Origin of the sequence: Pseudomonas sp. Root401 (assembly GCF_001425105.1) — a bacterium.
In the GTDB taxonomy this organism is placed as follows: domain Bacteria; phylum Pseudomonadota; class Gammaproteobacteria; order Pseudomonadales; family Pseudomonadaceae; genus Aquipseudomonas; species Aquipseudomonas brassicacearum.
Map to the genome: position 1 here is coordinate 1 of NZ_LMDO01000011.1, position 25,075 is coordinate 25,075.

20 protein-coding genes are annotated in these 25,075 nt (G+C 61.7%); 1 reads left to right on the forward strand and 19 read right to left on the reverse strand.

Annotated features, from left to right (window positions below; translation table 11 throughout):
- Positions 1 to 600 precede the first annotated feature (600 nt).
- From mdoH to hutC, 17 genes are all read right to left on the reverse strand, one after another.
- On the reverse strand, positions 601 to 3,171 hold the full coding sequence (gene mdoH, locus ASC85_RS09390; RefSeq protein WP_057449121.1) for a glucans biosynthesis glucosyltransferase MdoH: 2,571 nt from the start codon (positions 3,169 to 3,171) through the stop codon (positions 601 to 603).
- Positions 3,164 to 4,906, reverse strand: a complete 1,743-nt coding sequence (locus tag ASC85_RS09395) for a glucan biosynthesis protein G (RefSeq protein WP_236712340.1) — start codon at positions 4,904 to 4,906, stop codon at positions 3,164 to 3,166. The genes mdoH and ASC85_RS09395 overlap by 8 nt, the downstream gene beginning before the upstream one ends.
- A 350-nt stretch (positions 4,907 to 5,256) precedes the next feature.
- Positions 5,257 to 5,694, reverse strand: a complete 438-nt coding sequence (gene dtd / locus ASC85_RS09400) for a D-aminoacyl-tRNA deacylase (RefSeq protein WP_057449122.1) — start codon at positions 5,692 to 5,694, stop codon at positions 5,257 to 5,259.
- Entirely contained in the window at positions 5,691 to 6,662 is a 972-nt protein-coding gene (gene pip, locus ASC85_RS09405; RefSeq protein WP_003196909.1) for a prolyl aminopeptidase, read from the reverse strand. The genes dtd and pip overlap by 4 nt, the downstream gene beginning before the upstream one ends.
- Before the next feature lie 105 nt (positions 6,663 to 6,767).
- Positions 6,768 to 7,682: an alpha/beta hydrolase gene (locus tag ASC85_RS09410; protein WP_057449123.1), complete on the reverse strand. Its 915-nt coding sequence runs from the start codon at positions 7,680 to 7,682 to the stop codon at positions 6,768 to 6,770.
- A gap of 142 nt (positions 7,683 to 7,824) precedes the next feature.
- Positions 7,825 to 8,772 (reverse strand): choline ABC transporter substrate-binding protein, encoded by a 948-nt coding sequence (locus ASC85_RS09415; protein WP_057449205.1) that lies wholly within the window; start codon positions 8,770 to 8,772, stop codon positions 7,825 to 7,827.
- Between the two features lie 298 nt (positions 8,773 to 9,070).
- Positions 9,071 to 9,874: an N-formylglutamate deformylase gene (gene hutG / locus ASC85_RS09420; RefSeq protein ID WP_057449206.1), complete on the reverse strand. Its 804-nt coding sequence runs from the start codon at positions 9,872 to 9,874 to the stop codon at positions 9,071 to 9,073.
- 11 nt (positions 9,875 to 9,885) lie between these two features.
- Positions 9,886 to 11,088 (reverse strand): imidazolonepropionase, encoded by a 1,203-nt coding sequence (gene hutI, locus ASC85_RS09425; protein WP_057449124.1) that lies wholly within the window; start codon positions 11,086 to 11,088, stop codon positions 9,886 to 9,888.
- Between the two features lie 135 nt (positions 11,089 to 11,223).
- Positions 11,224 to 12,756: a histidine ammonia-lyase gene (gene hutH / locus ASC85_RS09430; protein ID WP_057449125.1), complete on the reverse strand. Its 1,533-nt coding sequence runs from the start codon at positions 12,754 to 12,756 to the stop codon at positions 11,224 to 11,226.
- A gap of 129 nt (positions 12,757 to 12,885) precedes the next feature.
- Positions 12,886 to 14,409: a histidine ammonia-lyase gene (gene hutH, locus ASC85_RS09435; RefSeq protein WP_057449126.1), complete on the reverse strand. Its 1,524-nt coding sequence runs from the start codon at positions 14,407 to 14,409 to the stop codon at positions 12,886 to 12,888.
- Positions 14,410 to 14,584: 175 nt separating this feature from the next.
- Complete coding sequence (locus ASC85_RS09440) at positions 14,585 to 15,415, reverse strand: quaternary amine ABC transporter ATP-binding protein (protein ID WP_050586211.1); 831 nt, start codon at positions 15,413 to 15,415, stop codon at positions 14,585 to 14,587.
- Entirely contained in the window at positions 15,412 to 16,263 is an 852-nt protein-coding gene (locus tag ASC85_RS09445; RefSeq protein ID WP_003196893.1) for an ABC transporter permease, read from the reverse strand. Before ASC85_RS09445 ends, ASC85_RS09440 begins: the two co-directional genes overlap by 4 nt.
- Positions 16,264 to 16,334: 71 nt before the next feature.
- A complete protein-coding gene (locus ASC85_RS09450; RefSeq protein WP_014336129.1) occupies positions 16,335 to 17,303 on the reverse strand; it encodes an ABC transporter substrate-binding protein in 969 nt (322 codons plus the stop codon).
- 70 nt (positions 17,304 to 17,373) lie between these two features.
- The gene (locus ASC85_RS09455; RefSeq protein WP_057449127.1) at positions 17,374 to 18,840 is read right to left on the reverse strand and encodes a purine-cytosine permease family protein; all 1,467 of its coding nucleotides are present in this window, start codon (positions 18,838 to 18,840) and stop codon (positions 17,374 to 17,376) included.
- 148 nt (positions 18,841 to 18,988) lie between these two features.
- The gene (gene hutU, locus ASC85_RS09460) at positions 18,989 to 20,674 is read right to left on the reverse strand and encodes a urocanate hydratase (RefSeq protein ID WP_057449128.1); all 1,686 of its coding nucleotides are present in this window, start codon (positions 20,672 to 20,674) and stop codon (positions 18,989 to 18,991) included.
- A 534-nt stretch (positions 20,675 to 21,208) separates the two neighbouring features.
- The gene (locus ASC85_RS09465; protein ID WP_057449129.1) at positions 21,209 to 21,778 is read right to left on the reverse strand and encodes a HutD/Ves family protein; all 570 of its coding nucleotides are present in this window, start codon (positions 21,776 to 21,778) and stop codon (positions 21,209 to 21,211) included.
- Positions 21,775 to 22,485 (reverse strand): histidine utilization repressor, encoded by a 711-nt coding sequence (gene hutC / locus ASC85_RS09470; RefSeq protein WP_170845945.1) that lies wholly within the window; start codon positions 22,483 to 22,485, stop codon positions 21,775 to 21,777. The genes ASC85_RS09465 and hutC overlap by 4 nt, the downstream gene beginning before the upstream one ends.
- Before the next feature lie 143 nt (positions 22,486 to 22,628).
- Between hutC and ASC85_RS09475 the strand changes: the two genes are divergently transcribed.
- Entirely contained in the window at positions 22,629 to 23,993 is a 1,365-nt protein-coding gene (locus tag ASC85_RS09475) for a formimidoylglutamate deiminase (RefSeq protein WP_057449131.1), read from the forward strand.
- 121 nt (positions 23,994 to 24,114) lie between these two features.
- Here ASC85_RS09475 and ASC85_RS09480 read toward each other — a convergent pair whose 3' ends face one another.
- Complete coding sequence (locus ASC85_RS09480) at positions 24,115 to 24,684, reverse strand: lipocalin family protein (RefSeq protein ID WP_057449132.1); 570 nt, start codon at positions 24,682 to 24,684, stop codon at positions 24,115 to 24,117.
- Between the two features lie 31 nt (positions 24,685 to 24,715).
- Complete coding sequence (locus tag ASC85_RS09485; RefSeq protein WP_003196877.1) at positions 24,716 to 24,970, reverse strand: hypothetical protein; 255 nt, start codon at positions 24,968 to 24,970, stop codon at positions 24,716 to 24,718.
- Positions 24,971 to 25,075: the final 105 nt, after the last annotated feature.

Below are 25,075 nucleotides of genomic sequence, written 5' to 3' on the forward strand. Positions count from 1 at the left end.
ACACTGGCCGGTGCTTTTTTCTCAAACCGCGCTAGAACTTCTGCCCACATTGCTTTCGTCACCCTGACTGGAGTTTTGTGGGATTTTATCAAAGACCTTGAAAGGGCTGGCTGTAAGAGCGGAACCGTAAACAGCCGTTACCTAAATAACGGATATACACACAAAAATCAGCCCTTCAGCACAGGGCTACACAGCCTTGCGCCATCGCCTACAACTACGCCAGAATCCGCCGGCTTGTGCGCCTTGGCCCTGGGCTCTAACGTTTGCAGGTCGCTGTCAGTTCAGCGATCGGGTTTATCAGCTCGGCACAATATCAAGGCACGCAGGTCCGCTTTATGGCGGCTGTGCATGGGGCACTTCGGTGCGCCGGGTTCCTTGATTCCTGGTCTGCTAACCCGCGCACAGTCGCCACCCTTTTCGTTTAGCAGCGATGTCTGGCGGCTCCATCAATCAAGGAGCGTCAACCATTGGTTTGTTGGCGAATCGGGTACTGGACAACGTCAATACACAGTCCTGACCTCGCCACGGATAGCGCTCAAATACTGAAATAGCGCCCAACAAAAAGCCCCGCTTCCTTCCAGAAGCGGGGCTTTTTGCGTATCAGGCCAGTTGAGGCTGTACGCTCACCGGCTGTAGCGGCAGCAACGGTGCATGAGGATCGGCCTTGACCGACTCACGCCACGCCGCCAGCCACTCGGGATGCCCCTCGCTCCAGACCTGCTCATGCAGGCGGGACAGGGCCACCGGGTCGCTCAGCAGGGCCAGTCGCTCGGCGTTGCTGAGACCGGCAGGGCCGGCCTTCAGGGCGTGACGAACACGTTCGACCCGCAGCCATTCGATCGGCTCGGCCTTGCCGTGACGCGAGGTTGCCAACGCATACGCCAAGGCGTTCTGTTGCGGATCGACCACCGCCCGGATGAAACCGTCTTTGAGCGCATGCCAACGGTTTTCATGGGTGTACTGGTCCGTCGACAGCAGTTCCTGTGGCGGTGCGTATTCCTCAGGGATCAGGAACAGGCTTTCATCACGAGACTTCAAGCCCAGGCCCACGCGGCTGGAAATCACCGATACCGGAATCGACAGCATCAGCGAACCGACAATCGGCACCAGCCACCACAGGAAGCTCGGGTTCAGCCAGATCACCAGCAAGGCCCAGAAGAAGCCCAGCAAGGTTTGCGGACCGTGGCGCTTGACCGCTTCGCTCCACGGCGTGGAGTCGTCGTCACGCTGTGGCGAGTTCCAGGTTGCAGCCCAGCCCAGGAATGCGGCGAGCACGAAACGGGTGTGGAAAATCATCCGCACCGGCGCCAGCAGCATGGAGAACAGCATCTCCAGGAGCATCGACAGCGTCACCTTGAACTTGCCACCGAACTCCTTCGCGCCCTTGGCCCAGATCAGTACGATACTCAGCAGCTTGGGCAGGAACAGCAGCACGATGGTGGTGGAGAACAGGGCGATGGCTTTCTCCGGGTGCCATTGTGGCCACAACGGATAGAGTTGGCGCGGCTCGAGGAAGTACTGCGGCTCCATCAACGTGTTCACCGCCAGCAGCGCCGTGGAGAGCACCAGGAAGAAGAACCACAGCGGCGCCGACAGGTAGGACATCACGCCAGTGAGGAACACCGCACGATGCACCGGGTGCATGCCCTTGACCAGGAACAGCCGGAAGTTCATCAGGTTGCCGTGGCACCAGCGACGGTCACGCTTGAGTTCGTCCAGCAGGTTCGGCGGCAGCTCTTCGTAGCTACCCGGCAGGTCATAGGCAATCCACACGCCCCAGCCGGCACGGCGCATCAGCGCAGCTTCGACGAAGTCGTGGGACAGGATGGCACCGGCGAACGCGCCTTTACCGGGCAGCGGCGCCAGGGCGCAGTGCTCGATGAACGGCTTCATGCGAATGATCGCGTTGTGGCCCCAGTAGTGGGACTCACCCAACTGCCAGAAGTGCAGGCCGGCGGTGAACAGCGGACCGTACACCCGGGTGGCGAACTGCTGCATGCGCGCATACAGCGTGTCCATGCCCGAAGCACGTGGCGCGGTCTGGATGATGCCGGCGTCCGGCGTGGCTTCCATCAGGCGCACCAGGCTGGTCAGGCACGTACCGCTCATGACGCTGTCGGCGTCGAGCACGACCATGTACTTGTAGTCGCTGCCCCAACGACGGCAGAAGTCGTCGAGGTTACCGCTCTTGCGCTTCACGCGCCGGCGACGGCGGCGATAGAAGATCTTGCCGAAACCACCGGCTTCACGGCAGACGTCCAGCCAGGCCTGTTGTTCGGCCACGCAGATATCGGTTTCGTTACTGTCGCTGAGCACGAAGAAGTCGAAACGATCCAGGTCACCGGTGGCGGCCACCGACTCGAACGTGGCGCGCAAACCGGCGAATACCCGTGGCACGTCTTCGTTGCAGATCGGCATCACCAGCGCGGTGCGGGCGTCCTTGGGAATCGGCTCGTTGCCGGCGCTGGCACCGGAGATGCGGTATTTGTCGTGACCGGTGAGCAATTCGAGAAAGCCCATCAGCGCCGTCCAGAAACCCGCCGAAACCCAGCAGAACAGGATCCCGAAGAGAATCAGGATGCTGGTTTGCAGCGCATACGGCAGTACTTGCGTGGCGGTCTGCAACAGCGGTTGATGCAGGACTTCTTCCAGGTCCACGAACGACCAGCCCTGGTACGGCATGATGCCTTTCATGTACCAGCCGGCGACGATGGTCTGGCCGAGCATCAATATCAGCAGGATGTAGCGACGGGTCGAGCCCACGGTACGCCAGCGTGCATGTGGCAGTACGCGCTCATCCTTGGGCGGCTTCGGCGGGTTGGTACGACCGGTCAGGCGCCGCCAGCCACGCACCAGGATATTGGTGCGCCACGGCTCCGGTACGACCTTGGTCCGACGAATCGGCGGCGTGGCTTTCAGGCACACCCGACCGCTGGTGTCGAGCCCCAGCATTTCGGCGTCCTCGAGCTCCTCGGCGGTGCTCAGGGTCAGCCGGCGGCCCACCGAGGCTTGCGCCGCCTCGGCGGGCGCGTCGAAGGTCGATGAGGACAGGCGTTCGTGCAATTCGCTGAAGGACTTGCAGCCCGCCAGTTCGGCGCGCTGCTCGTCGGTCATGGGCAAATGGGCCAGGTACTCGCTGAGCGTCTCTGGCTGTACTGGAGTATTACTCATCGGCTGGCAACTGATAGCTCCAGGTCTCGGTCAGGACTTGTTCAGTCGGTTCCGGTTCCTGCGGGGTTGGAGTCGGTTCAACAGCGGCGTCCGCCGCCTTGACGGCCTTGGCTTCGTCTTTCGCTTTTTCTTTCGCGAGTTCTTTTTCTTCAGTCTGCTGGCGAGCGATCTTGTCAGCCTTGGCCAGGGTCGTAGTCGCGGAATGCGAGGCGGCCGGGGCTTCGACAGGGGTCAATGGACGAACCAGCGCCGCACGCATTTCGGTGGCCTGTTTCGGGTCTTTGATCTTCAGTCGCAGGGTCAAGCGCCAGCCCTTGGTCTCAGGGTTGTAGCGCACGCTGTTCTCGACGATCTCGCCGTTGTCGCCGACGCTCACCTGGCTACGCACCTCGGCGTCTTCCGGCAGGGCTTGCAGGGACGGGCCTTCGAAGTCCACCAGGTAGGCAACGCTACCGTCAGGCTGGCGGATCAGGTTGGACTGCTTCACGTCACCGGTGGAACGCAGGGTCTGCTTGACCCAGGCGCTGTCTGGCGAGTGCAGGTTGGCTTCATCGAGCGTCCAATGCAGACGGTAGGCGAAGTCCAGCGGCTGGCCAGGCTCAGGCAGTTTTTCCGGGCTCCAGAACGCAACGATGTTGTCGTTGGTTTCGTCGGCGGTCGGAATTTCGACCAGATCGACAGTACCCTTGCCCCAATCGCCTTTCGGTTCGATCCAGGCACTTGGGCGTTTTTCGTAACGGTCATCCAGGTCTTCATAGTGGCTGAAGTCACGACCCCGTTGCAGCAAGCCGAAACCACGCGGGTTTTCCACCGAGAAGTTGCTCACGGCCAAGTGTTTCGGGTTGTTCAGCGGACGCCAGATCCACTCGCCGTTGCCGGCATGGATGGACAGGCCGCTGGAATCGTGGAGCTCGCGACGGTAGTTCAGCACCTTGGACGGCTGGTTGGCGCCGAACAGGAACATACTGGTCAACGGGGCGATGCCCAGCTTGTTGACGCGATCACGCAGGAACACCCGTGATTTCACGTCGACAACGGTGTCGGTGCCCGGACGCACGGTCAGGCGATAAGCACCCGTTGCCCGTGGCGAGTCCAGCAGGGCGAAGATCACCAGATGCTTGTCGGTCGGTTTCGGACGCTGGATCCAGAACTCGCGAAAGCGCGGGAACTCCTCGCCGGATGGCAACGCGGTGTCGATGGCCATGCCACGAGCGGACAAGCCGTAGACCTGGCCCTTGCCGATGACGCGGAAATAACTCGCGCCCAGCATGGTCATGATTTCGTCTTGCTTGTCGGCCTTGTTGATCGGGTACAACACGCGAAAACCCGCGTAGCCCAGCTGTTCGGTGGCCTTGGGATCGAACTTAACATCGCCGAAATCGAAACGTGTCGGGTCGTACTTGATCTCGTCGACGGTGGTCGCGGTGATTTCGTTGATCTTCACCGGCGTGTCGAAATGCATGCCCTGGTGATAGAAGGACAACCGGAACGGGGTCTTCTGGTCGGCCCATTCGGCTTTTTCGGTGCGGAAACGGATTTTCTGATAATCGGCGAATTTCATTTCGCGGAATTCGTTCGGCAAATTGCTGCGCGGGGCTTCGAACTTCTGCCCGGCCAGTTCTTGAGCCTTCGCCGATACATCATCCAGGCTGAATGCCCACAGTTGGCCCGCGCCGAACAGGCACAGCAGGGCCGAGCCCGCTACCAGGGCGTTTCTAAACCGTTTGGCAGTCATTTTTGGTGCATTACAGGGACTAACAATCACGAGCAACCCTCGCCGAAAACTGATCAAAAAACCAACGGCCAGATAAAGTATCTGCACGGTAACGGCACTGAAAAACCGTTCCTGCGGACCACTCTTGCCAAGTTGGCGAGCATTGTTCCGACTCCGATGGGACAAAATGATTCCCCAAACGGTCCAGGACAAGTCTCTACCTAAGTCAAATGGACCAGCGAACGCTGATCCCCCGTAGCGCGCGATTATCTAGTAGCCCGCGTGACAACGCATCAGGGGTAGCAAAGTATTTATCGAGAAAACTCCCAGTTTTGCCTCGAAACAGGCCCGAAAAGATGTTTCAAACGCTTTCAGACCTGTAACAGGAAGGTTACCGGGCCATCATTGACCAAATGCACCTGCATGTCGGCGCCGAATCTACCTGATGCCACAGTGCCATGCACCTGTTTTGCCTGGGTGAGCAAATAGTTGAACAACTCTTCTCCCTGGGCCGGAGGTGCGGCTGTCGAAAAACTCGGGCGCAAACCACTTTTGGTGTCGGCCGCCAAGGTGAACTGCGACACCAGCAGCAACCCACCACCGACATCCGCCAGGGACAGGTTCATCTTGCCGTCGGCGTCGCTGAACACTCGATAGTTAAGCAGCTTATGCAGGAGTTTGTCGGCGCTGGCCCGGGTATCCCCGGGCTCGACGGCCACCAACACCAGCAAGCCCTGATCCACGGCGCCGACGATCTCGCCTGATACTTCGACCCGCGCGCAGCGAACTCGTTGCAACAGCCCCTTCATGCTTCTTCAGGCGGCAGGTCGAGCAGGCGCCGGGCCATTTGCGCAGCGGCGCGCACCAGTGCGTCGGTGATCCCCGGCTCCGAGGCGGCGTGGCCAGCGTCGCGAATCACCTGCAGTTCGCTGTTGGGCCAGTTCTGATGCAGTTCCCAGGCATTGTCCAGCGGGCAGATGACGTCGTAGCGGCCATGCACGATGACGCCCGGCAAATGGGCGATCTTGCCCATGTCGCGAATCAACTGGTTGGGTTCGAGGAAGGCGTTGTTGGTGAAGTAGTGGCATTCGATCCGGGCGATCGACAGCGCCCGCTGCGGCTCGGAGAAGCGATCGACCACCAGCGGGTTCGGACGCAGGGTCGCGGTGCGACCTTCCCAGGTGGACCAGGCCTTGGCCGCATGCATCTGGGCGATCTGGTCGTTACCGGTCAGGCGCTTGTGGAAAGCGCTGAGCAGGTCGTCGCGCTCGTCCAAGGGGATCGGTGCGATATAGTCCTGCCAATAGTCGGGGAACAGGCGACTGGCGCCGGCCTGGTAGAACCACTCGATTTCCTGCGGCCGACAGAGAAAGATCCCACGCAGGATCAGGCCGTGTACCCGCTCGGGATGAGTCTGGGCGTAGGCCAGGGCCAGGGTCGAGCCCCAGGAGCCGCCAAACAGTACCCATTTCTCGATACCCAGGTGTTTGCGGATGCGCTCCAGGTCTTCGACCAGATCCCAGGTGGTGTTGTTCTCAAGGCTGGCATGGGGGGTGGACCGACCGCAGCCGCGCTGGTCGAAAGTGACGATGCGGTACAGGTTCGGATCGAAGTAGCGGCGGCTCTGTGCATCGCAGCCAGCACCCGGGCCGCCGTGAATGAACACCACCGGCAGGCCTTCCGGGGAACCGCTTTCATCGACATAGAGCGTGTGGGTGTCATCGACAGCCAGATCGTGCCGGGCATGGGGTTTGATCTGCGGGTACAAAGTCTGCATTGCGCGCTCCGTAAGGGGTCGAGTCATCCCTGTGGGGACGTCTATTTAGTCTGCCGTCCGGCATCATAAACCCGAATTACCTTAATGAGCATGTCCCCTGCACGGTCAAAGCATGTCAGCCAGGTACGCCAGCAGTGTGCGATACATCTGATCGACCTCCGGCACCTGGCCCCGACCGCGCAGGCAACCGTGGACCAACCCTTCGCCCATGTACAACACAGAGGCTACCCCTGCGGCGTTCAGCCGCTCGCTATAAAGGACGCCATCGTCGCGCAGCGGGTCCCATTGCGCCACGGCGATCAGCGCTGGTGGCAAGCCGTCCAGGTGCTCGGCGAGCAACGGCATGGCGCAGGGAGAGGGTGCAACGTCGCCCAGGTACAGCGCGTGATAGCTGTCCAGGTCTTGGCTGCTCAACAGCGGCGCATCGGCACACTCACGGCGCGATGGCAGTGCCGCCGGGCCACCGAGCGCCGGATAGATCAGCACCTGGGCCCGGGGCAACGCTTGCCCGGCATCGCGCAAGACCAGGCATAACGCAGCGGCGAGATTGCCGCCGGCACTGTCACCGACCACCAGCCGCCGACGGGGGTCGATGGCAAAGGGCGCGGCTGCCAGATGGCGCCAAACGGCGAGGCAATCGTCCAACCCGGCTGGAAACGGATGCTCTGGCGCCAGCCGATAATCCACCGCCACCACCAGCGCATCAAGGGCAGCCGCCAGCTCCATGCAGATGAAGTCATGGGAGTCCAGGTCCCCCACCACCCAGCCACCGCCGTGCAGATAGAGGATGCACGGCCAGCCAGCGGGTGGCGCGGCGCCCAGGGGGTGATAGGCGCGCACAGCCACACCGGCCAGCTCGAAATCCTCGATTGCCAGCGTTGGCGGGCATGGCGGGGTGAACGCCCGGCACATTTGGCTATAGGCCTGGCGCGAACTGGCGAGGCTGTCGTTCGGGCTGCTGAAGCTCAGGGTCTGGTCGATGAAGGCTGACATCTGTTCTGAGAGTGGATATGAGGCCATGAAGAACACCACCTATTGAAATGTGGGAGCAAGGCTTGCCCGCGATGGCAGTGGTACATCCAATCGTTATGTCGACTGACACATCGCTATCGCGGGCAAGCCTTGCTCCCACAGATAAATCACCCCGCCACAGCCAGGCAGGTCAATTCTTGAGACTGGCCTGCATCGCCGCCACGCCATCCTTGCCGTCGAAGCTGGTGACTCCGGCCAGCCACTTCTGCAAATCCTCGGGATGATCGCGCAACCATTGCCGGGCGACGTCCTGGGGCGTCTTGCGCTCCATGATCGGCACCATCAACTGACTCTCCTGGGCGGCGGTGAAGGTGAGATTTTCCAACAACCGGCTCACGTTCGGGCAGCGCTGGGCATAGTCCGGCGCGGTGACGGTGGAGACGGTCGCGGCGCCTTCGTTCGGACCATAGACATCCTCGCTGCCGGTCAGGTAGGTGATGTTCATGTTGATGTTCATCGGGTGTGGGGTCCAGCCGACGAAGACCACGAACTCCTTGCGATTCACCGCCCGCTGCACCGCGGCCAGCATGCCCGCCTCACCGGACTCGATCAGCTTGAAGTCCTTGAGGCCGAAGTGGTTGGTTTCGATCATCGTCTTGATGGTGGTGTTGGCACCGCTGCCCGGCTCGATCCCGTAGATCTTGCCACCGAGCTGATCCTTGAACCGGGCGATATCGGCAAAGGTCTTGAGCCCCGCCGCCGCCACATAGTCTGGAACAGCCAGGGTGGCCTGGGCGTCGGCCAGGCTCGGCTTGTCCAATACCTTCACTTGGTTGGCCGCCAGGAACGGCGCGATATTCTTGTCCATCGCCGGCTTCCAGTAGCCCAGGAAGATGTCGAGACGCTTGTCGCGGATACCCGCGAAGATGATCTGCTGGACGGCGCTGGTCTGCTTGCTGTCGTAGCCCAGCCCGGTGAGCAACACATCGGCCATGCCGCTGGTGGCGATCACGTCGGTCCAGTTGACCACGCCCATGCGCACGGTCTGGCACGACGCCGGCTCGGCGGCCATCGCCCCGGCGCTCAAAAGGGTGGTACCGCAGAGGATCGACAGACAGCGTTTGAACAGTCTTTTCATCGGGAAGGTGTCGTGCGGCAGCGGATTATTGTAGGTCGGTGTCTTGCTGCACCGTGCCCAAAACATTACGCAGCGCCGAGGGCGTCAAGATGAACTGTGGCGACTCGGTTTTGCACGGTGGCGACAGTTCCCATTCCAAGGAATCAGAGTACATAAACTTGTGGCGAGGGAGACTGTGGGAGCAAGGCTTGCCCGCGATGAAAACAACGCGATCTCTCTGAAACAGCGGCGCCTGTATCGCGAGCAAGCTTTGCTCCCACAGATAAGTCCCCTCGCCACAGGAGTCATGACTAGATCTTTATTTCTTGTAAGCCTGCCGTCCCCACGCCAGGAAGCCTTCCAGCAGTTCCCTGAGCACCACCTGAGTCGGCGCCGCCAAATCCGCGCGATAGTTGAACGGTTCGAACTCTTCCATGTAGGTGCTCTGGCACAGTTCCAGTTGCACCGCGTGGATGTCTTCGGCCGGGTTGCCGTAGTGCCGGGTGATGTGTCCGCCCTTGAACCGCCCATTGAGCACATGCGTGAACTGACCGTGACGGGCGCAGATGGCTTCGAGCTGGCTGGCCGGGGTCGGGTCGCAACTGGCACCGTTGAACGTGCCGAGGTTGAAGTCCGGCAGCTTGCCGTCGAACAGGTGCGGGATCACCGAACGGATCGAATGGGCATCGAACAGCAAGGCATAGCCGAACTCGGCCTTGAGTCGCGCCAGTTCCTGCTGCAGCGCCTGGTGGTAAGGCATCCAGACCTGTTGCAGATATGTCGCCCGCTCCTCGGCCGACGGCTCCAGCCCTTCGCGAAACAGCGGCACGCCATCGAACAGCGTCGCCGGGTACAAACCGGTGGTGGCGCCGACGTACATCGGCTTGTCATCGGAGGGGCGGTTCAGGTCGACGACGAACCGCGAGTACTCCGCGGCCAGGGTGCTGGCGCCCAGCTCGGCGGCAAACTCGTAGAGCCTTGGGATGTGCCAGTCGGTGTCTGGCAGGCTCTGGGCCTCGGGGATCAACCCGGCCTGTACCGCCGGGGTCAGGCGCAGGCCGGCGTGAGGCATGCTGATCAACAGCGGCACGCGCCCTTGCTTGAAATTCAGGACCTTCTCCACAACCATTCTCCTCAATCGATTTCAACGCCGTGACGCACGACGCGTTTTTCCAGATCGCCACCGAGCCAGTACGCCAGGTCGGCTGGGCGGTCGATGCGCCAGGCGACAAAATCCGCGACCTTGCCAGCTTCCAGCGAACCGTGGGTGTCAGCCATGCCCAAGGCCTGGGCCGCATGAATCGTCGCCCCCGCCAGGGCTTCTTCCGGGGTCATCCGGAAACAGGTGCAGGCCATGTTCAACATCAGGCGCAACGACAACGCCGGCGAGGTGCCGGGGTTGAGGTCGCTGGCCACGGCGATTTTCACACCGTGCTTGCGCAAGGCATCCATGGGCGGCAGTTGGGTTTCGCGCAGGAAATAAAACGCGCCCGGCAACAGCACCGCCACGGTGCCGGATTCGGCCATGGCCTTGGCATCGTCCTCGGTCATGAACTCCAGGTGATCGGCCGACAGCGCCTGGTAACGCGCCGCCAGGCTTGAACCGTGCAGGGATGACAACTGCTCGGCGTGCAGCTTCACTGGCAGCCCAAGTTGTTGCGCGGCGATAAACACCCGCTCGACCTGCGCCGGGGAAAACGCCAGGTATTCGCAAAAGGCATCCACCGCATCCACCAGTCCTTCGGCCGCCAGGGCCGGCAGCATCTCGGTGCAGATGTGCTCGATGTAGTCGTCGGCGCGATCCTTGTATTCCGGCGGCAAGGCGTGGGCCGCCAGACAAGTGCTGCGCACGCTGACCGGCAGTTCGGCACCGAGGCGGCGGATGACCCGCAGGATCTTGCGCTCGCTGGCCAGGTCCAGGCCGTAGCCGGATTTGACTTCCACCGTGGTCACACCATCGCGCATCAGGCTTCCCAGGCGTTTGGCGGCGCTGGCGAACAGTTCCTCTTCACTGGCGGCGCGGGTGGCGCGCACGGTGCTGGCGATGCCGCCACCGGCGGCGGCGATCTCGGCATAGCTGACGCCTTGCAGGCGCTGTTCGAACTCACCGCTGCGGTTGCCACCGAATACCGCATGGGTGTGGCAGTCGATCAGCCCTGGCGTGACCCAGGCGCCCTTGAGGTCGTTGACCGCCGGGTAGTCACCCGTCGGCAATTCGGCACGCGGGCCGATCCATTGGATGTGCTCGCCCTGGGTGACGATGGCGGCGTCTTCGATGATCGAGTAGACGCCCTGGGCCATGGTGGCGGCGTGGCAGTTTTGCCAGAGGGTTTTCATTGACGTCCTCCGTCAGATCGTTCCCACGCTCCGCGTGGGAATGCAGTCAGGGACGCTCCGCGTCCTTCCTAGAGCGGGACGCAGAGCGTCCCATGAGGCGTTCCCACGCAGAGCGTGGGAACGATCGGGTCAGCCTTACAGGCTCGGCAACAACTGCGCCGTGACCAATTCGTTCAGGCACCGACTCGCCAGCAATTCACTGGCCGCATTGATGTCCGGCGCAAAGAAGCGGTCCTTCTCATAAAACGGTACTTGCGCACGCAACAGGCCACGGGCCCGTTCCAGCTTCGCGGAGGTCTTCAAGCCGCCGCGCAGGTCCAGCCCCTGGCAGGCCGCGAGCCATTCCACCGCGAGGATTCCACGGGTGTTCTCGGCCATTTCCCACAGACGCTTGCCGGCAGCCGGGGCCATGGAAACGTGGTCTTCCTGGTTGGCCGACGTCGGCAGGCTGTCCACCGAATGGGGATGGGACAGCGCCTTGTTTTCACTGGCCAGGGCCGCAGCGGTGACCTGGGCAATCATGAAGCCGGAGTTCACCCCGCCATTGGCCACGAGGAACGGCGGCAGTTGCGACATGTGCTTGTCCATCATCAACGAAATGCGTCGCTCGCTCAGAGAGCCAATCTCGGCAATCGCCAAGGCCATGTTGTCGGCCGCCATCGCCACCGGTTCGGCGTGGAAGTTGCCGCCGGAAATCACGTCGCCCTCGGCGGCGAACACCAGCGGGTTATCCGACACCGCGTTGGCCTCGATCACCAGCACCTCGGCGGCCTGGCGGAACTGGGTCAGGCAGGCGCCCATCACTTGCGGTTGGCAGCGCAGGGAGTACGGGTCCTGGACCTTGTCGCAGTTCTGGTGCGAATCGGAAACTTCGCTGCGCTCGCCCAGCAGATCGCGGTAGGCCGCGGCGGCGTCGATCTGGCCTTTCTGGCCACGGGCGGCATGGATGCGTGCATCGAATGGCGAACGCGAGCCGAGCACCGCTTCCACCGTGAGGCCGCCCAGGGCCAGGGCACCGGCAAACAGGTCTTCGCCTTCGAACAGGCCACGCAGGGCAAACGCGGTGGAGACCTGGGTGCCGTTGAGCAGCGCCAGGCCTTCCTTGGCGGCCAGGGTCAGCGGCGCGAGGCCAGCCACTTTCAGCGCCTCGACGGACGGCAGCCATTCGCCCTTGTAGCGGGCCTTGCCTTCGCCCAGCAGCACCAGGGACATGTGGGCCAGGGGCGCCAGGTCACCGGACGCACCGACCGAACCCTTGAGCGGAATGTGCGGGTAGACCTCGGCATTGATCAGCGCAATCAGCGCATCGATCACCTGCCGACGGATGCCGGAAAAACCCCGGCTCAGGCTGTTGACCTTGAGCACCATGACCAGCCGCACCAGCGCATCGCTGATTGGCTCGCCCACCCCGGCGGCATGGGACAGCACCAGGGAGCGCTGCAGGTTTTCCAGGTCTTCGCTGGCGATACGGGTCGAGGCCAGCAGGCCGAAACCGGTGTTGATGCCGTAGGCGGTGCGGTTCTCGGCAAGGATCTGCTCAACGCAGGCAACACTGGCTTCGATCTGCGCCGACGCGCTGGCGTCGAGACTCAAGGTCACGGGTTGCTGATAGATGTCACGCAATTGAGCCAGGCTCAATTGGCCGGGAATCAGGTTTAAGGCAGTCATGTATTGCTCCTTTTGAGAGTTTTGTTTTCACCCGCCAGTCGCTCCGGAATGTTCCGTTATCCGTCACCTTCGCTTTTTGGGCGATGCCTTGTGGGCAAGAGGTGCCTTGGCACGCTGGCGCTTTTTTGATCAATTCAAATTCGGTAATACGTTGTGCAGCACGTTCGGGTCTTTGAGCAGGCCGGCGGCACTGGCGATGTCCGGCGCCAGCCAGCGATCCTGGTCATAGGCCGGGACGCGCTCGCGCAGCAGTTTCCAGGCGATGTCGGTGCCGGCGCCGAAACGCTGGGCCTTGAGAAACTCAAAGGCCTGGGCCGCCAGCAGGTATTCGATGGCGAGGATCTGCGTGCAGTTTTCCAGCGCCCGGTGCAGCTTCAGGGCCGCGTTGGTGCCCATGCTCAGATGGTCTTCCTGCAACCCGGAGGTGACGAAATTGTCGAGCACCGCCGGTTGCGCCAGTTGCTTGTTTTCCGCGCACAGCGACGCGGCGACGTATTGCACGATCATCATCCCCGAGTTCACCCCGGGGTTGGCCACCAGGAAGGCCGGCAGGCCGCTGACGTGGGGGTTGATCAAGCGGTCGAGGCGACGCTCGGCGATGGAGCCGATCTCAGCCATGGCAATCGCCAGCAGATCTGCCGCCAGCGCCACCGACTGGCCGTGGGGATTGGCCTGGGACATGACCCGGAAGTTCTCCGGCGTACCCAGCAGCAGCGGATTATCGGTCACCGCGTTGAGTTCGGTTTCGATCTGTTGCCGGGCGTGGGCCAACTGGTCGCGAGCCGCGCCGTGAACCTGGGGAATCGAGCGGATGCTCAAGGCGTCCTGGGTGCGAATGCCCAGGCTCGCGGCGATGACTTCGCTGCCATCCAGCAGTGCTCGCAAATTGCTCCCGACCTGCTGCATGCCCGGGTGCGGCTTAAGGGCGATGACGTCGGCATCGAACGCGGCAATCTGCCCGCGCTGGGCCTCGAAGCTCATGGCGCCGATCACATCGGCCCATTGCAGCAGCCGCGTCGCATCGGCCAGGGCCAGGCAGCTCAGGCCGGTCATGCACGGCGTGCCGTTGACCAGGCACAAACCGTCCTTGGCCCCCAGTTGCACCGGTTGCAAGCCCTCTGCGGCCAGGGCCTGTTGCGCCGGGATTATTTGCCCGCGATAGCTGACCTGGCCGACGCCCAGCAGCGCGATGCCGATGTGGGCCATGTGGGTCAGGTAACCCACCGAACCCTGGGACGGCACTTGCGGCGTGATGCCGCGATTGAGCAGCGCCAGCAGCGCTTCGACCACCCGGCGGTGGATGCCGGACTTGCCTTGGCTGTAGTTGAGGATAGCGGCGCAGATAATCGCCCGGGTTTGCTCATCAGAAAGCGGCGCACCAACGCCACAGGCATGGCTGAGCAAGGTGTTGCGCGACAGTTGGCTGAGTTGTTCGTCCTTGAGCGAAACATTGCACAAGGCCCCCAGGCCGGTATTGACGCCATAGGCGCGCTCGCCGCTTGCGACGATGCGCTGGACGATGGCCTGGGCATTGTCGATCCGCGCCCAAGTCTCAGTCGATAGCTCGAGCACAGCGCCAAAGCGGGCGACGGCGACGACCTCCTGCCAGCGCAGCGGGGCACCGGTGATTACGATTTTTTCAGCCTGGGACATTTAAAGCCTCATGCACATTAAAGTTGCCAATAACATTTGTGGCGTGGGGATTTATCTGTGGGAGCAAGGCTTGCCCGCGATAAAAGCAACGCGGTCTCTTTGGAACCGAGGCGCCTGCATCGCGAGCAAGCTTTGCTCCCACAGGTAAATCCCCTCTCCACAACGGAGTCCGGTCTTACACCACCGCCGCCCGCCGTTGCACAAACCGATCGACATACTCATCCGCCGGCGAGTGCAGGATCTCCCGAGGCGTGCCGACCTGGATCAGCTTGCCGTCCTTGAGAATCGCAATGCGATTGCCGATGCGCACGGCCTCGTCGAGGTCGTGGGTGATGAAGACGATGGTCTTGTGCAGGGTCTTTTGCAGTTCCAGCAACTGGTCCTGCATTTCCGCGCGGATCAGCGGGTCGAGGGCGCTGAAGGCTTCGTCCATCAGGATGATGTCGGTGTCCGCCGCCAAGGCCCGGGCCAGGCCGACGCGCTGGCGCATGCCGCCGGAAAGCTGGTGCGGGTATTTGTTCTCGTAGCCTTTCAGGCCCACGGTGTTGATCCAGTGCAACGCCCGTTCGGCGCACACCTGCTTGCTCTCGCCGCGCACTTTCAAGCCATAGGCGACATTGTCCAGCACGCTCTTGTGGGGCAGCAGGCCGAAGCTCTGGAACACCATGCTGATCTTGTGCCGGCGAAATTCGCGCAGGGCGTCCATGTCCAGTTGCAGGATGTCTTCACCGTCCACCAGGATCGCGCCGCTGGTAGGATCGATCAGCCGGTTGAAATGGCGCACCAACGTGGACTTGCCGGAACCGGACAGGCCCATGATCACGAAAATCTCACCGGTGCCGATGCTCAGCGACAAGTCGTTAACGCCGACCACGCAGCCGGTTTCGGCCAGCACCTGGTCCTTGGTCTTGTTCTGGCGAATCAGCTCCAGGGCTTCCTTGGAGCGATTGCCGAAAATCTTGAAGACATTCTTGACTTCGATCTTGCTGATGGCTGCGTTGCTCATTTGCTCACCTCATGCCGAGGACGACCATAGGCCTGGGTAATGCGGTCGATGACCACGGCGAGAATCACGATCGCCAGCCCGGCTTCCAGGCCGCGTCCGACGTTGAGGGTCTGGATGCCCACCAGCACGTCTTCACCCAGGCCACGGGCGCCGATCATCGAGGCGATGACCACCATCGACAGGGCCATCATGGTGGTCTGGTTGATCCCGGCCATGATGCTCGGCAGGGCCAGGGGCAGTTGCACGCCGAACAGCTGTTGCCAGCGGTTGGCGCCAAAGGCGTTGATGGCTTCCATCACTTCGCCATCCACCTGGCGGATGCCAAGGTCAGTCAGGCGAATCAGTGGCGGCGCGGCGTAGATCACCGTGGCGAAAATCGCCGGGACCTTGCCCAGGCCGAACAGCATCAACACCGGAATCAGGTACACGAAGCTCGGCATGGTCTGCATGATGTCCAGCAGCGGCATCAGCACCGAACGCAGGCGATTGCTGCGTGCCGAGAGAATGCCCAGCGGAATGCCGATCAACACCGAGATCAGCGTCGCCACCAGCATCAGGGCGAGGGTCTGCATCAGCTTGTCCCACAGGCCCACCGCGCCCACCAGAAACAGCAGGCCGACGATCACCGCCGTGGCGACGACCTTGCGGGTGGCGTGCCAGGCGATGCCGCCGACGATGGCCAGCATCAGCCACCAGGGCGCCATGCGCAGCAGGCCTTCGAGATTGACGATGGCCCACAGCAGCGTGTCGGAGATGTGCCTGAACACATCGCCATAGTTGGTCACCAGGGAGTCGACCCAACCGTTGACCCAATCGGCGATGGAGAAGGTAAAGCTTTCGGGAAACATAAGAGACTCTCGATCAAGTGGATGCGGTGAACGTCCCGGCCAGCCCCACGGTTGGCCGGGAAGTATTCGACCTACAGAGCCGCGTCGATTTTCTTGGCAGCGTCTTCGCTTACCCAGGCGTGCCAGACTTCAGGATGTTCCTTCAGGAAGATCTTCGCCAGTTTCGGCGACTCGATCCGCTCCTTGGCCATGCGCCCGAGGTTCTGGTTCAGGATATCGATCGGCAGGTTGACCTTTTCCAGCACCGCCACCAGTTCCGGAGCCTCGTCGTGGAAGGTCTTGGACAGGCCGACCTTGATGCTCACGCTTTTATCCACGCCTGGTTTTTCTTCCAGTTTCACCAGGTCCACCTGGCCCATCAGCGGCGTTGGCGACCAGTAGTAGAACAGGATCGGCTCGCCGCGCTTGTAGCTCGACAGCACCGCTGCATCCAGCGCCGGGCCGGTGCCTGGACGGAAGTTGGTGTAGGTTTTTTCCAGGCCATAGCTTTTCAACATTTCGCTGTTGTCCAGCTCGCAGGTCCAGCCAGCCGGGCAGTTATAGAAGCGGCCCTTGGACGGTTCTTCCGGGTCCTTGAACACGGCAGCGTACTGGCCCAGGTCAGCAATGTTCTTCAGGCCTGGTGCCTTGGCTTCGAGCTTGCGCTTGGCGTCGCCTTCCACCACGTAGCGCGGCACGTACCAGCCTTCGATGGCACCCACGACCGGGGCACCGACGCCAACCACCTTGCCGGCCTTCTCGGCCTTGTTCCAGACCTCACTGCGGCCGACCCACTCTTCGGCGAACACCTGGATGTCGTTGCTGCTCAGGGCGTTTTCCATGGTGATGGAGTTACCTGGCAGGCTGTCGGTCTTGCAGTCGTAGCCTTTTTCCAGCACCACTTGCAGGACGTCGGTCAGCAACATGCCGCTTTCCCAATTCAGGCCGGCGAACTTCACCGGTTTGCCCGACTCGCACCAACCCGCCGCTTGTGTGGCGCCGGCGCTGGCCAGCAGGCCCATGGAAAGCAATGTGGTCAGCAGGGTCTTGTTCGACTTCATTATGTGACGCTCCTAATCAGTTGGATTGGCTTACGGCAGTCAATAGGCATCCAGCCCTGTCAACGTCCCATCAGACCGCTTGGATGCGGCCCGCCCTGCTCGGTTGTGCGTCAACCGTGTCCTGCTCGATCGGCAGGATCAATTGATCGGGTACAGCGCTGTGCCACTTCTTGGCGACGACGTAATACAGCGCCGCCGGAACCACCAGGCCGATGATCCAGGAAATGTCCACACCACCCATGGCTGCCACCAGCGGACCGGTATAGAACTTGGTGGCGATAAACGGCAGTTGAACCAGGACGCCGAAGGCATAGACGCTGATGCCGAGGGCGTTCCAACGACCGTAGCGACCGTTCGGGTCGGCCAGTGCCGGCACGTCATAGCGCTCGCGAGTGATGCAGTAGTAGTCCACCAGGTTGATCGCGCTCCAAGGCGTAAAGAACGCCAGCAAGAACAGGATGAAGGACTTGAACGCACCGAGGAACGAGTGCTGGCCGAGCAGCGCGACCAGCGTCGCAGCGCCGACGATGACCAGCACGAAGATCAGGCGCTGCAGGCGCGTTACGTTCAGGTGACCACGAAAACCGCTGATGATGGTCGCGATGCACATGAAGCTGCCGTAGGAGTTGAGCGTGGAAATGGTGACCTTGCCGAATGCGATGCTGAAGTACAGCAGCGCAGCGGTGGCACCGGTGCCCCCCAGGCCCACGATGTAGGCCACTTCGTGACCGGCGAACTGCCCATTGGCCGATGCGGCGGCAAACACGCCGAGGATCATCGCCACCTGTGCGCCGATGACTGAACCGGCGCCCGCGGCAAAAAAGGTTTTCACCGAAGAAGTCTTGCTCGGCAGGTAACGCGAATAGTCCGCCACGTAGGGGCCGAAGGCGATCTGCCAGGATGCCGCGAGCGACACCGCAAGCAGGAAACTGCTCCAACTGAAATGGCGGATTTGCAAGAGTGCGCCAACGTCCGTCTGGCTCATCAGGCGAGCGAACAGGTAAACAAAGGCGATCACACCAAGGATGCTGGCGACACGGCCAATGAAGTGAATCACCCGATAACCGAGCACCGTGACCAGCACGATGACACTGGCGAAAATAAGGATGCCGACACTGTCGCTGACGCCAAACAACTGGCCCAGCGCCTGACCGGAAAGCACGGTTCCCGTTGCGGTGAAACCCAGGTACATCAGGCACACCAGCACGATCGGGATGGCCGCGCCATACACACCAAACTGCACCCGGCTGGAGATCATCTGCGGCAGGCCAAGCTTGGGCCCTTGCGCGGCATGCAGCGCCATGACGCCACCGCCGAGCAGTTGGCCGATCAGCAAACCGATCAACGACCAGAACACATCACCGCCAAGCACCACCGCCAATGCGCCGGTGACAATTGCCGTGATTTGCAGGTTGGCCCCCATCCAGAGGGTGAACTGGCTCAACAATCGGCCGTGTCTCTCCGTCTCCGGGATGTAGTCGATCGAACGTTTCTCGATCAACGGCTTGCTGCTTGCACGTGTGCTGGTGACAGCCATGGTTCAACCTCTGTGGATTGTTCTGATTACTGGATAACGCCCCTGTAGGAGCTGCCGAGTGCAACGAGGCTGCGATCTTTCCCCTGACATTTGAATCTCAAGCGAAAGATCGAGACCAAGATCAAAAGATCGCAGGCTTCGCCAGCTCCTACCCGGTAATCATCGGCAAGTTCAGCCCCTGTTCCTTGGCGCAATCGATGGCGATCTGGTAACCGGCATCGGCATGACGCATCACGCCCGTGGCCGGGTCGTTGTGCAGCACGCGGGCAATGCGCTCGGCCGCTTCATCGGTACCGTCGCAGACGATCACCATGCCCGAGTGCTGGGAGAAGCCCATGCCGACGCCGCCACCGTGGTGCAGCGACACCCAGGTCGCGCCGCTGGCGGTGTTGAGCAAGGCGTTGAGCAACGGCCAGTCGGAAACCGCATCGGAACCGTCCTGCATGGATTCGGTTTCACGGTTGGGGCTGGCCACGGAACCGGAGTCCAAGTGGTCGCGGCCGATCACGATCGGCGCCGACAATTCGCCGCTGCGCACCATCTCGTTGAAGGCCAGGCCCAGCTTGGCGCGTTGGCCCAGGCCAACCCAGCAGATACGTGCCGGCAAGCCCTGGAAGCTGATGCGCTCGCGGGCCATGTCCAGCCAGTTGTGCAGGTGGGCGTCGTCGGGGATCAGTTCCTTGACCTTGGCGTCGGTCTTGTAGATGTCCTGCGGATCACCCGACAGCGCGGCCCAGCGGAACGGGCCGATACCGCGGCAGAACAGCGGACGGATATAGGCCGGGACGAAACCAGGGAAGTCGAAGGCATTTTCGACGCCCTCTTCCTGGGCCATCTGGCGGATGTTGTTGCCGTAGTCGAAGGTCGGCACGCCCATTTTCTGGAAGGCCAGCATGGCTTTGACGTGGACGGCCATCGATTGCTTGGCGGCCTTCACCACGGCGGCGGGTTCGGTCTTGGCGCGGGCACGGTATTCGTCCCAGGTCCAGCCGGCCGGCAAGTAGCCGTTGAGTGGGTCGTGGGCGCTGGTCTGGTCGGTGACCATGTCTGGGCGCACCCCACGACGGACCATTTCCGGCAGGATCTCGGCAGCGTTCCCACACAGCGCGATGGAAATCGCCTTGCCTTCGGCGGTGTATTTCTCGATGCGCGCCAGGGCATCGTCGAGGTCCTTGGCTTGCTCGTCGACGTAGCGGGTTTTCAGGCGGAAATCGATGCTCACCTGTTGGCATTCGATGTTCAGCGAGCATGCACCGGCCAGGGTTGCGGCCAAGGGTTGCGCACCGCCCATGCCGCCCAGGCCGGCGGTCAGGACCCAGCGACCCTTGAGGTTGGAGTCATAGTGCTGGCGACCGGCCTCGACGAAGGTTTCATAAGTGCCTTGCACGATGCCCTGGCTGCCGATGTAGATCCAGCTGCCGGCGGTCATCTGGCCGTACATGGCCAGGCCCTTGGCGTCGAGTTCGTTGAAGTGCTCCCAACTGGCCCAATGCGGCACCAGGTTGGAGTTGGCGATCAGTACGCGAGGGGCGTTGCTGTGGGTCTTGAACACGCCCACCGGCTTGCCGGATTGCACCAGCAGGGTTTCGTCGTCGTTCAGGTTGGTCAGGCTTTCGACGATCTTGTCGTAGCACTCCCAGTTGCGTGCCGCGCGGCCAATGCCACCGTAGACCACCAGTTCCTTGGGGTTCTCGGCCACTTCCGGGTCGAGGTTGTTCATCAGCATGCGCAGCGGCGCTTCAGTCAGCCAGCTCTTGGCGGTCAGCGTGTTACCGCGAGGTGCACGGATTTCAACGTCACGGTATTTTTCAGGTTTGCGGGTAGCGTCGGTCACAGCAAAAACTCCTCAGCGATCAATCCAGACCAGCCCGGGCAGTGGGCAGCGATTCAGCGAACGTTGCGTTGAATATCGGTGACTCATACGCATACGTCTTTACTTGTATGTACAAGCATATGCAATCAAGCGGCCAACTTGTTGGGGGCGATATTCAGAAACGATTGGGGAATTGGCTGAAAGCCTTGTGATTTAAGGCCTGCTGAGCGGCATGAAATTTTTTAAGAGGGTTTTCGAGGGGGAAATCGGAGGGTCACAGAAGCGTGGTATTGCGCCACGCTGGGGCGTTCGGTAACAAGTTGGTGCGCAAGGAAGAAACAATGAGGTGAGCTTTTGTGGCGAGGGAGCTTGCTCCCGCTGGGCTTTTGTAGGAGCTGGCGAAGCCTGCGATCTTTTGATCTTTCGCTTGGGATTCAAGTGTCTTTGGAAAGATCGCAGCCTCGTTGCACTCGACAGCTCCTACACAGCTCCTACACAGCTCCTACAGGCCCAGCGGGAGCAAGCTCGCCACAAAAGCGCTGTCGCAGGACTTCTTTAGCGGGCGGTCAGCTCGATCACGCAGCATTGACCGTGAGTGGAGACATCCACCAACCCGGTGTTACCGCTCAGTTGCAAACAGTCGTAGAGGCCCAAGTCCACGGCGGACTCACCGATCTTGATAGCCAGTCCCGGGGCGGCACTGAACACCAGTACCGTTTGCGCGTCACTGAAAAACCGCTGCTGGCCGCCCAACCACTGCAACCGCGCGCGGTAACGCTGCGGCGCGTAGATCAGGTTGAAGTCGCGAATCGGTCCGCCCAGCAATGTGCAAAACACATGGCTCTCGCCGCTGAACGTAAAAGGGTCCAGCGGATGCAAAGCCCGCGTGACTTGGCCATCGACGTTCAGTGTCATGCCGTCCCCCTGCAAGACACTGATGACCCGCTCGTAACCGGCGAAGGTGGAAAAACCGCCCGACTCACCGATATCGGCAATCGACAGGCGCCAGCCGAAACCTTCCAGGCCGGCTCCGGCATCGCGAGTGATTTCTTCGGTGCTGCCGCCACCGTTTTTCCACGGCATGCGTGGGTAGTCCGCCGCGCGTAAAACCTTCAAATGGCTCATTTATGAAAGCGCCCTTCCAGACTGTGACGGGAGCCCGGGTGGATCAGGCGTGCGGCGGTCACCGGCTGGCGTCCGGACCAGGTACGGCGACGGATCAACAGGCACGGCTCGCCCCTTTCGATCTGCAGCAACTTGCATTCGCTCGGCTCGGCCAGGATCGCCTCGACCACATGCTCGCCTTCGGTCAGCGGCGCGACCTGGTTCAGATAGGCGTAGGGCGTTTGCACGGTGAAGTCCTGCTTGAGGTAGTCCGGCGCCACCAGTGCGTTGACGAAACGGTCCTCGATTTGCACAGGGATGTCGTTCTCGAAATGCACGATCAGCGAATGAAACACCTTCTGGCCTTCGCGCATGTCCAGGGCCAGGGCCCGCTCGGAACCGGCCGCCTCTTCTTCCAAGGTGATGACCTTGCAGGTGTGGCGATGGCCACGGGAGGCGATTTCGTCGGCGATGTTATGCACTTCGAACAATGCGGACTGGCTCTTGGGCTCGGCCACGAAGGTGCCGACGCCCTGCATGCGCACCAACAGGCCGTCGGCGGTCATTTCCCGCAGCGCACGGTTGATGGTCATGCGACTGAAGCCCAGTTGGCTGACCAGTTCGCTTTCCGACGGCACGCGGTAATGCGGCGGCCAGTTTCCACTGTCGATCTGCTGGGTGATCATCTGTTTGACGCGGGCGTACAGGGGTGCCGGACTGTCACCCATGTTTGCGGCCAGCGGCGGTTTGGCAGGCGGAGTCGGCACGGCGGTTCCCTGTTCTGCGGATAAGGTTGCTAGCTTGCCGGAGTTTACCGGCCAGGCAAACGTCTGTATATGTATATACAAATTACGCACGATGAGGTTGAACCATGTCCGCCTTCTTTGCCGAACGCGCGCTGCTGCCTAGTGGATGGGCCCATGATGTACGTCTTGAGGTCGATGCCGAAGGCGTCCTGACCCATATCCAGGCCGATTCCCACGCAGACGGCGCCGAGCGGCTGGGCGGTCCGCTGTTGCCGGGCATGCCGAACCTGCACTCCCATGCCTTCCAACGGGCGATGGCCGGGCTGGCGGAAGTGGCGGGCAATCCCAACGACAGTTTCTGGACCTGGCGCGACTTGATGTACCGCCTCGTCGGAAAAATCAGTCCCGACCAACTCGGCATCATCGCCCGCCAGCTGTACATCGAAATGCTCAAGGCCGGCTACACCTCGGTCGCCGAATTCCACTATGTGCACCACGACACCGATGGCGCGCCCTACGCCGACCCGGCGGAGCTGGCCCTGCGCATCAGCCACGCCGCCAGCGCTGCCGGTATCGGCCTGACGCTGCTGCCGGTGCTCTACAGCCACTCCGGTTTTGGCGGCCAGGCGCCCAATGACGGGCAGCGCCGGTTCATCAACAGCACCGAAAACTACTTGAAGCTTCAGTCACGCTTGCAGCCGATCCTGGCCGGGCAGCCGTCCCAGGCGCTGGGTCTGTGCTTCCACTCGCTGCGCGCCGTGACACCCGGGCAGATTCAGGATGTGCTGGCCTCCAGTGACCGTGAGTGCCCGGTGCACATTCACATTGCCGAGCAGCAGAAGGAAGTCGACGATTGCCTGAGCTGGAGTGGCGCCCGCCCGCTGCAATGGCTGTACGAAAACACCGAAGTCGACCAGCGCTGGTGCCTGGTCCACGCCACCCACGCCAACGCCCAGGAAGTCAGCCTCATGGCCAGGAGCCGGGCGATTGCTGGCCTGTGCCTGACCACCGAAGCCAACCTGGGGGACGGGATTTTCCCGGCCGTGGATTTCCTCGCCCAGGGCGGGCGCCTGGGGATCGGCTCTGACAGCCATGTATCGCTGAGCGTGGTAGAAGAACTGCGCTGGCTGGAATATGGCCAGCGCCTGCGGGATCAACGGCGCAACCGCTTGTATCGAGCGGACCAGCCGATGGTCGGCCGCACCCTGTTCGATGCGGCGCTGGAAGGCGGTGCCCAGGCCCTGGGGCAACCGATCGGCGCCCTCGAAATCGGCAAGCGCGCCGACTGGCTGGTGCTCGATGGCAGCGACCCATACCTGGCCACGGCCCAGGGCGACGGGATCCTCAATCGCTGGCTGTTTGCCGGCGGCGATCGCCAGGTGCGCGATGTGATGGTCGGCGGCCGGTGGGTGGTGCGCGATGGTCGGCATGCCGGCGAAGAGCAAAGCGCCCGGGCGTTTACCCAGGTACTGCGCGAACTTTTAGGCTGACGCGGATAAAAAATGTGGGAGCGAGCTTGCTCGCGATGAGGCCTTTACCTTCAACATACATGTTGACTGAAAGTCCGCTATCGCGAGCAAGCTCGCTCCCACATTGGCTTTCGGGTGGCAGTTAGTCCGAGGTCTTGGCCATCTGCCGATCCGACGCGCGCCAGATCAAGCGCGTGGTGTCGTAGCCCTGCTGGCGCGCGATGCTCAGCAGTTCCTCGCGCACGACGCTATTGACGGTCGGTGTACGGGACAGCAGCCACATGTGGCGACGGCTTGGGTCGCCGACGATGGCGGTCTTGTAGTCATCGCTGACGTACAACACCCAGTATTGCCCTTTCGCCACCCCCGGCACGATCCGCGAAAACCAGTTATCAAACTCGACCCAGAGCTTGTCGGTCTTGCCCGGCACCTGCGGCGTGGCGGTGCCCCTGGCTTCTTCCCACTGCCAGTCCGAGGTCAGGCAGCGATTGAGCACACCCACGTTGCCGTCTGGCTTGAGGGTGTAGTGAGCTTCCGATTGCGCGCAATTGCGCTGGAAGTACATGGGCAGGCGGGCCAATTCATACCAGGTCCCTTGGTAACGCTTGAGATTGACGCTGTTGACCGTCTTGGGTGCCAGCGGATCTTCGCCAGAAGTGGCACAGCCAGCCAAAATCAGGCCAGCTAAAAGCACAAACACTAACCGCATCATTATTTTTCTCCCGCAGGCCTCTGGCCTCGGTTTACTTCAGGCCTTGGCCGGAAAACATCAACACTTTGTCACCGGCGTACTGCACGCTGATAAAGCTTTTCTGGTCGCCCCAGGTGCAACTGGACATTCCGAGCGCGCCTGAACAATCGGTCGGTTTCCCCAGTAACGTTTCGACTTCGGACTTGGGCATGCCAGCCGACAGCTTCGAGTAGTTTTCCTGGTTGACCTTGCTGCATGCAGTCAATACGACACACACAAACAACAAGGCGATAGATCGCAGCGACATGGTGTAACTCCTGGAACGGAAGGGGGGTGGCAGGTGCCAACCAGAAGCTTAGAAGAGAAAACCCCTATCTGGTTCCCCGGCACCCCCGGTATTTATTGGGTCTGG

Bases quoted from the DNA above. Each gene is read 5' to 3' on its own strand.
- mdoH (WP_057449121.1), bottom strand. From the start codon at position 3,171: ATGAGTAATACTCCAGTACAGCCAGAGACGCTCAGCGAGTACCTGGCC.
- ASC85_RS09395 (WP_236712340.1), bottom strand. From the start codon at position 4,906: ATGACTGCCAAACGGTTTAGAAACGCCCTGGTAGCGGGCTCGGCCCTG.
- dtd (WP_057449122.1), bottom strand. From the start codon at position 5,694: ATGAAGGGGCTGTTGCAACGAGTTCGCTGCGCGCGGGTCGAAGTATCA.
- pip (WP_003196909.1), bottom strand. From the start codon at position 6,662: ATGCAGACTTTGTACCCGCAGATCAAACCCCATGCCCGGCACGATCTG.
- ASC85_RS09410 (WP_057449123.1), bottom strand. From the start codon at position 7,682: ATGGCCTCATATCCACTCTCAGAACAGATGTCAGCCTTCATCGACCAG.
- ASC85_RS09415 (WP_057449205.1), bottom strand. From the start codon at position 8,772: ATGAAAAGACTGTTCAAACGCTGTCTGTCGATCCTCTGCGGTACCACC.
- hutI (WP_057449124.1), bottom strand. From the start codon at position 11,088: ATGAAAACCCTCTGGCAAAACTGCCACGCCGCCACCATGGCCCAGGGC.
- hutH (WP_057449125.1), bottom strand. From the start codon at position 12,756: ATGACTGCCTTAAACCTGATTCCCGGCCAATTGAGCCTGGCTCAATTG.
- hutH (WP_057449126.1), bottom strand. From the start codon at position 14,409: ATGTCCCAGGCTGAAAAAATCGTAATCACCGGTGCCCCGCTGCGCTGG.
- ASC85_RS09440 (WP_050586211.1), bottom strand. From the start codon at position 15,415: ATGAGCAACGCAGCCATCAGCAAGATCGAAGTCAAGAATGTCTTCAAG.
- ASC85_RS09445 (WP_003196893.1), bottom strand. From the start codon at position 16,263: ATGTTTCCCGAAAGCTTTACCTTCTCCATCGCCGATTGGGTCAACGGT.
- ASC85_RS09450 (WP_014336129.1), bottom strand. From the start codon at position 17,303: ATGAAGTCGAACAAGACCCTGCTGACCACATTGCTTTCCATGGGCCTG.
- ASC85_RS09455 (WP_057449127.1), bottom strand. From the start codon at position 18,840: ATGGCTGTCACCAGCACACGTGCAAGCAGCAAGCCGTTGATCGAGAAA.
- ASC85_RS09465 (WP_057449129.1), bottom strand. From the start codon at position 21,778: ATGAGCCATTTGAAGGTTTTACGCGCGGCGGACTACCCACGCATGCCG.
- hutC (WP_170845945.1), bottom strand. From the start codon at position 22,485: ATGGGTGACAGTCCGGCACCCCTGTACGCCCGCGTCAAACAGATGATC.
- ASC85_RS09475 (WP_057449131.1), top strand. From the start codon at position 22,629: ATGTCCGCCTTCTTTGCCGAACGCGCGCTGCTGCCTAGTGGATGGGCC.
- ASC85_RS09480 (WP_057449132.1), bottom strand. From the start codon at position 24,684: ATGATGCGGTTAGTGTTTGTGCTTTTAGCTGGCCTGATTTTGGCTGGC.
- ASC85_RS09485 (WP_003196877.1), bottom strand. From the start codon at position 24,970: ATGTCGCTGCGATCTATCGCCTTGTTGTTTGTGTGTGTCGTATTGACT.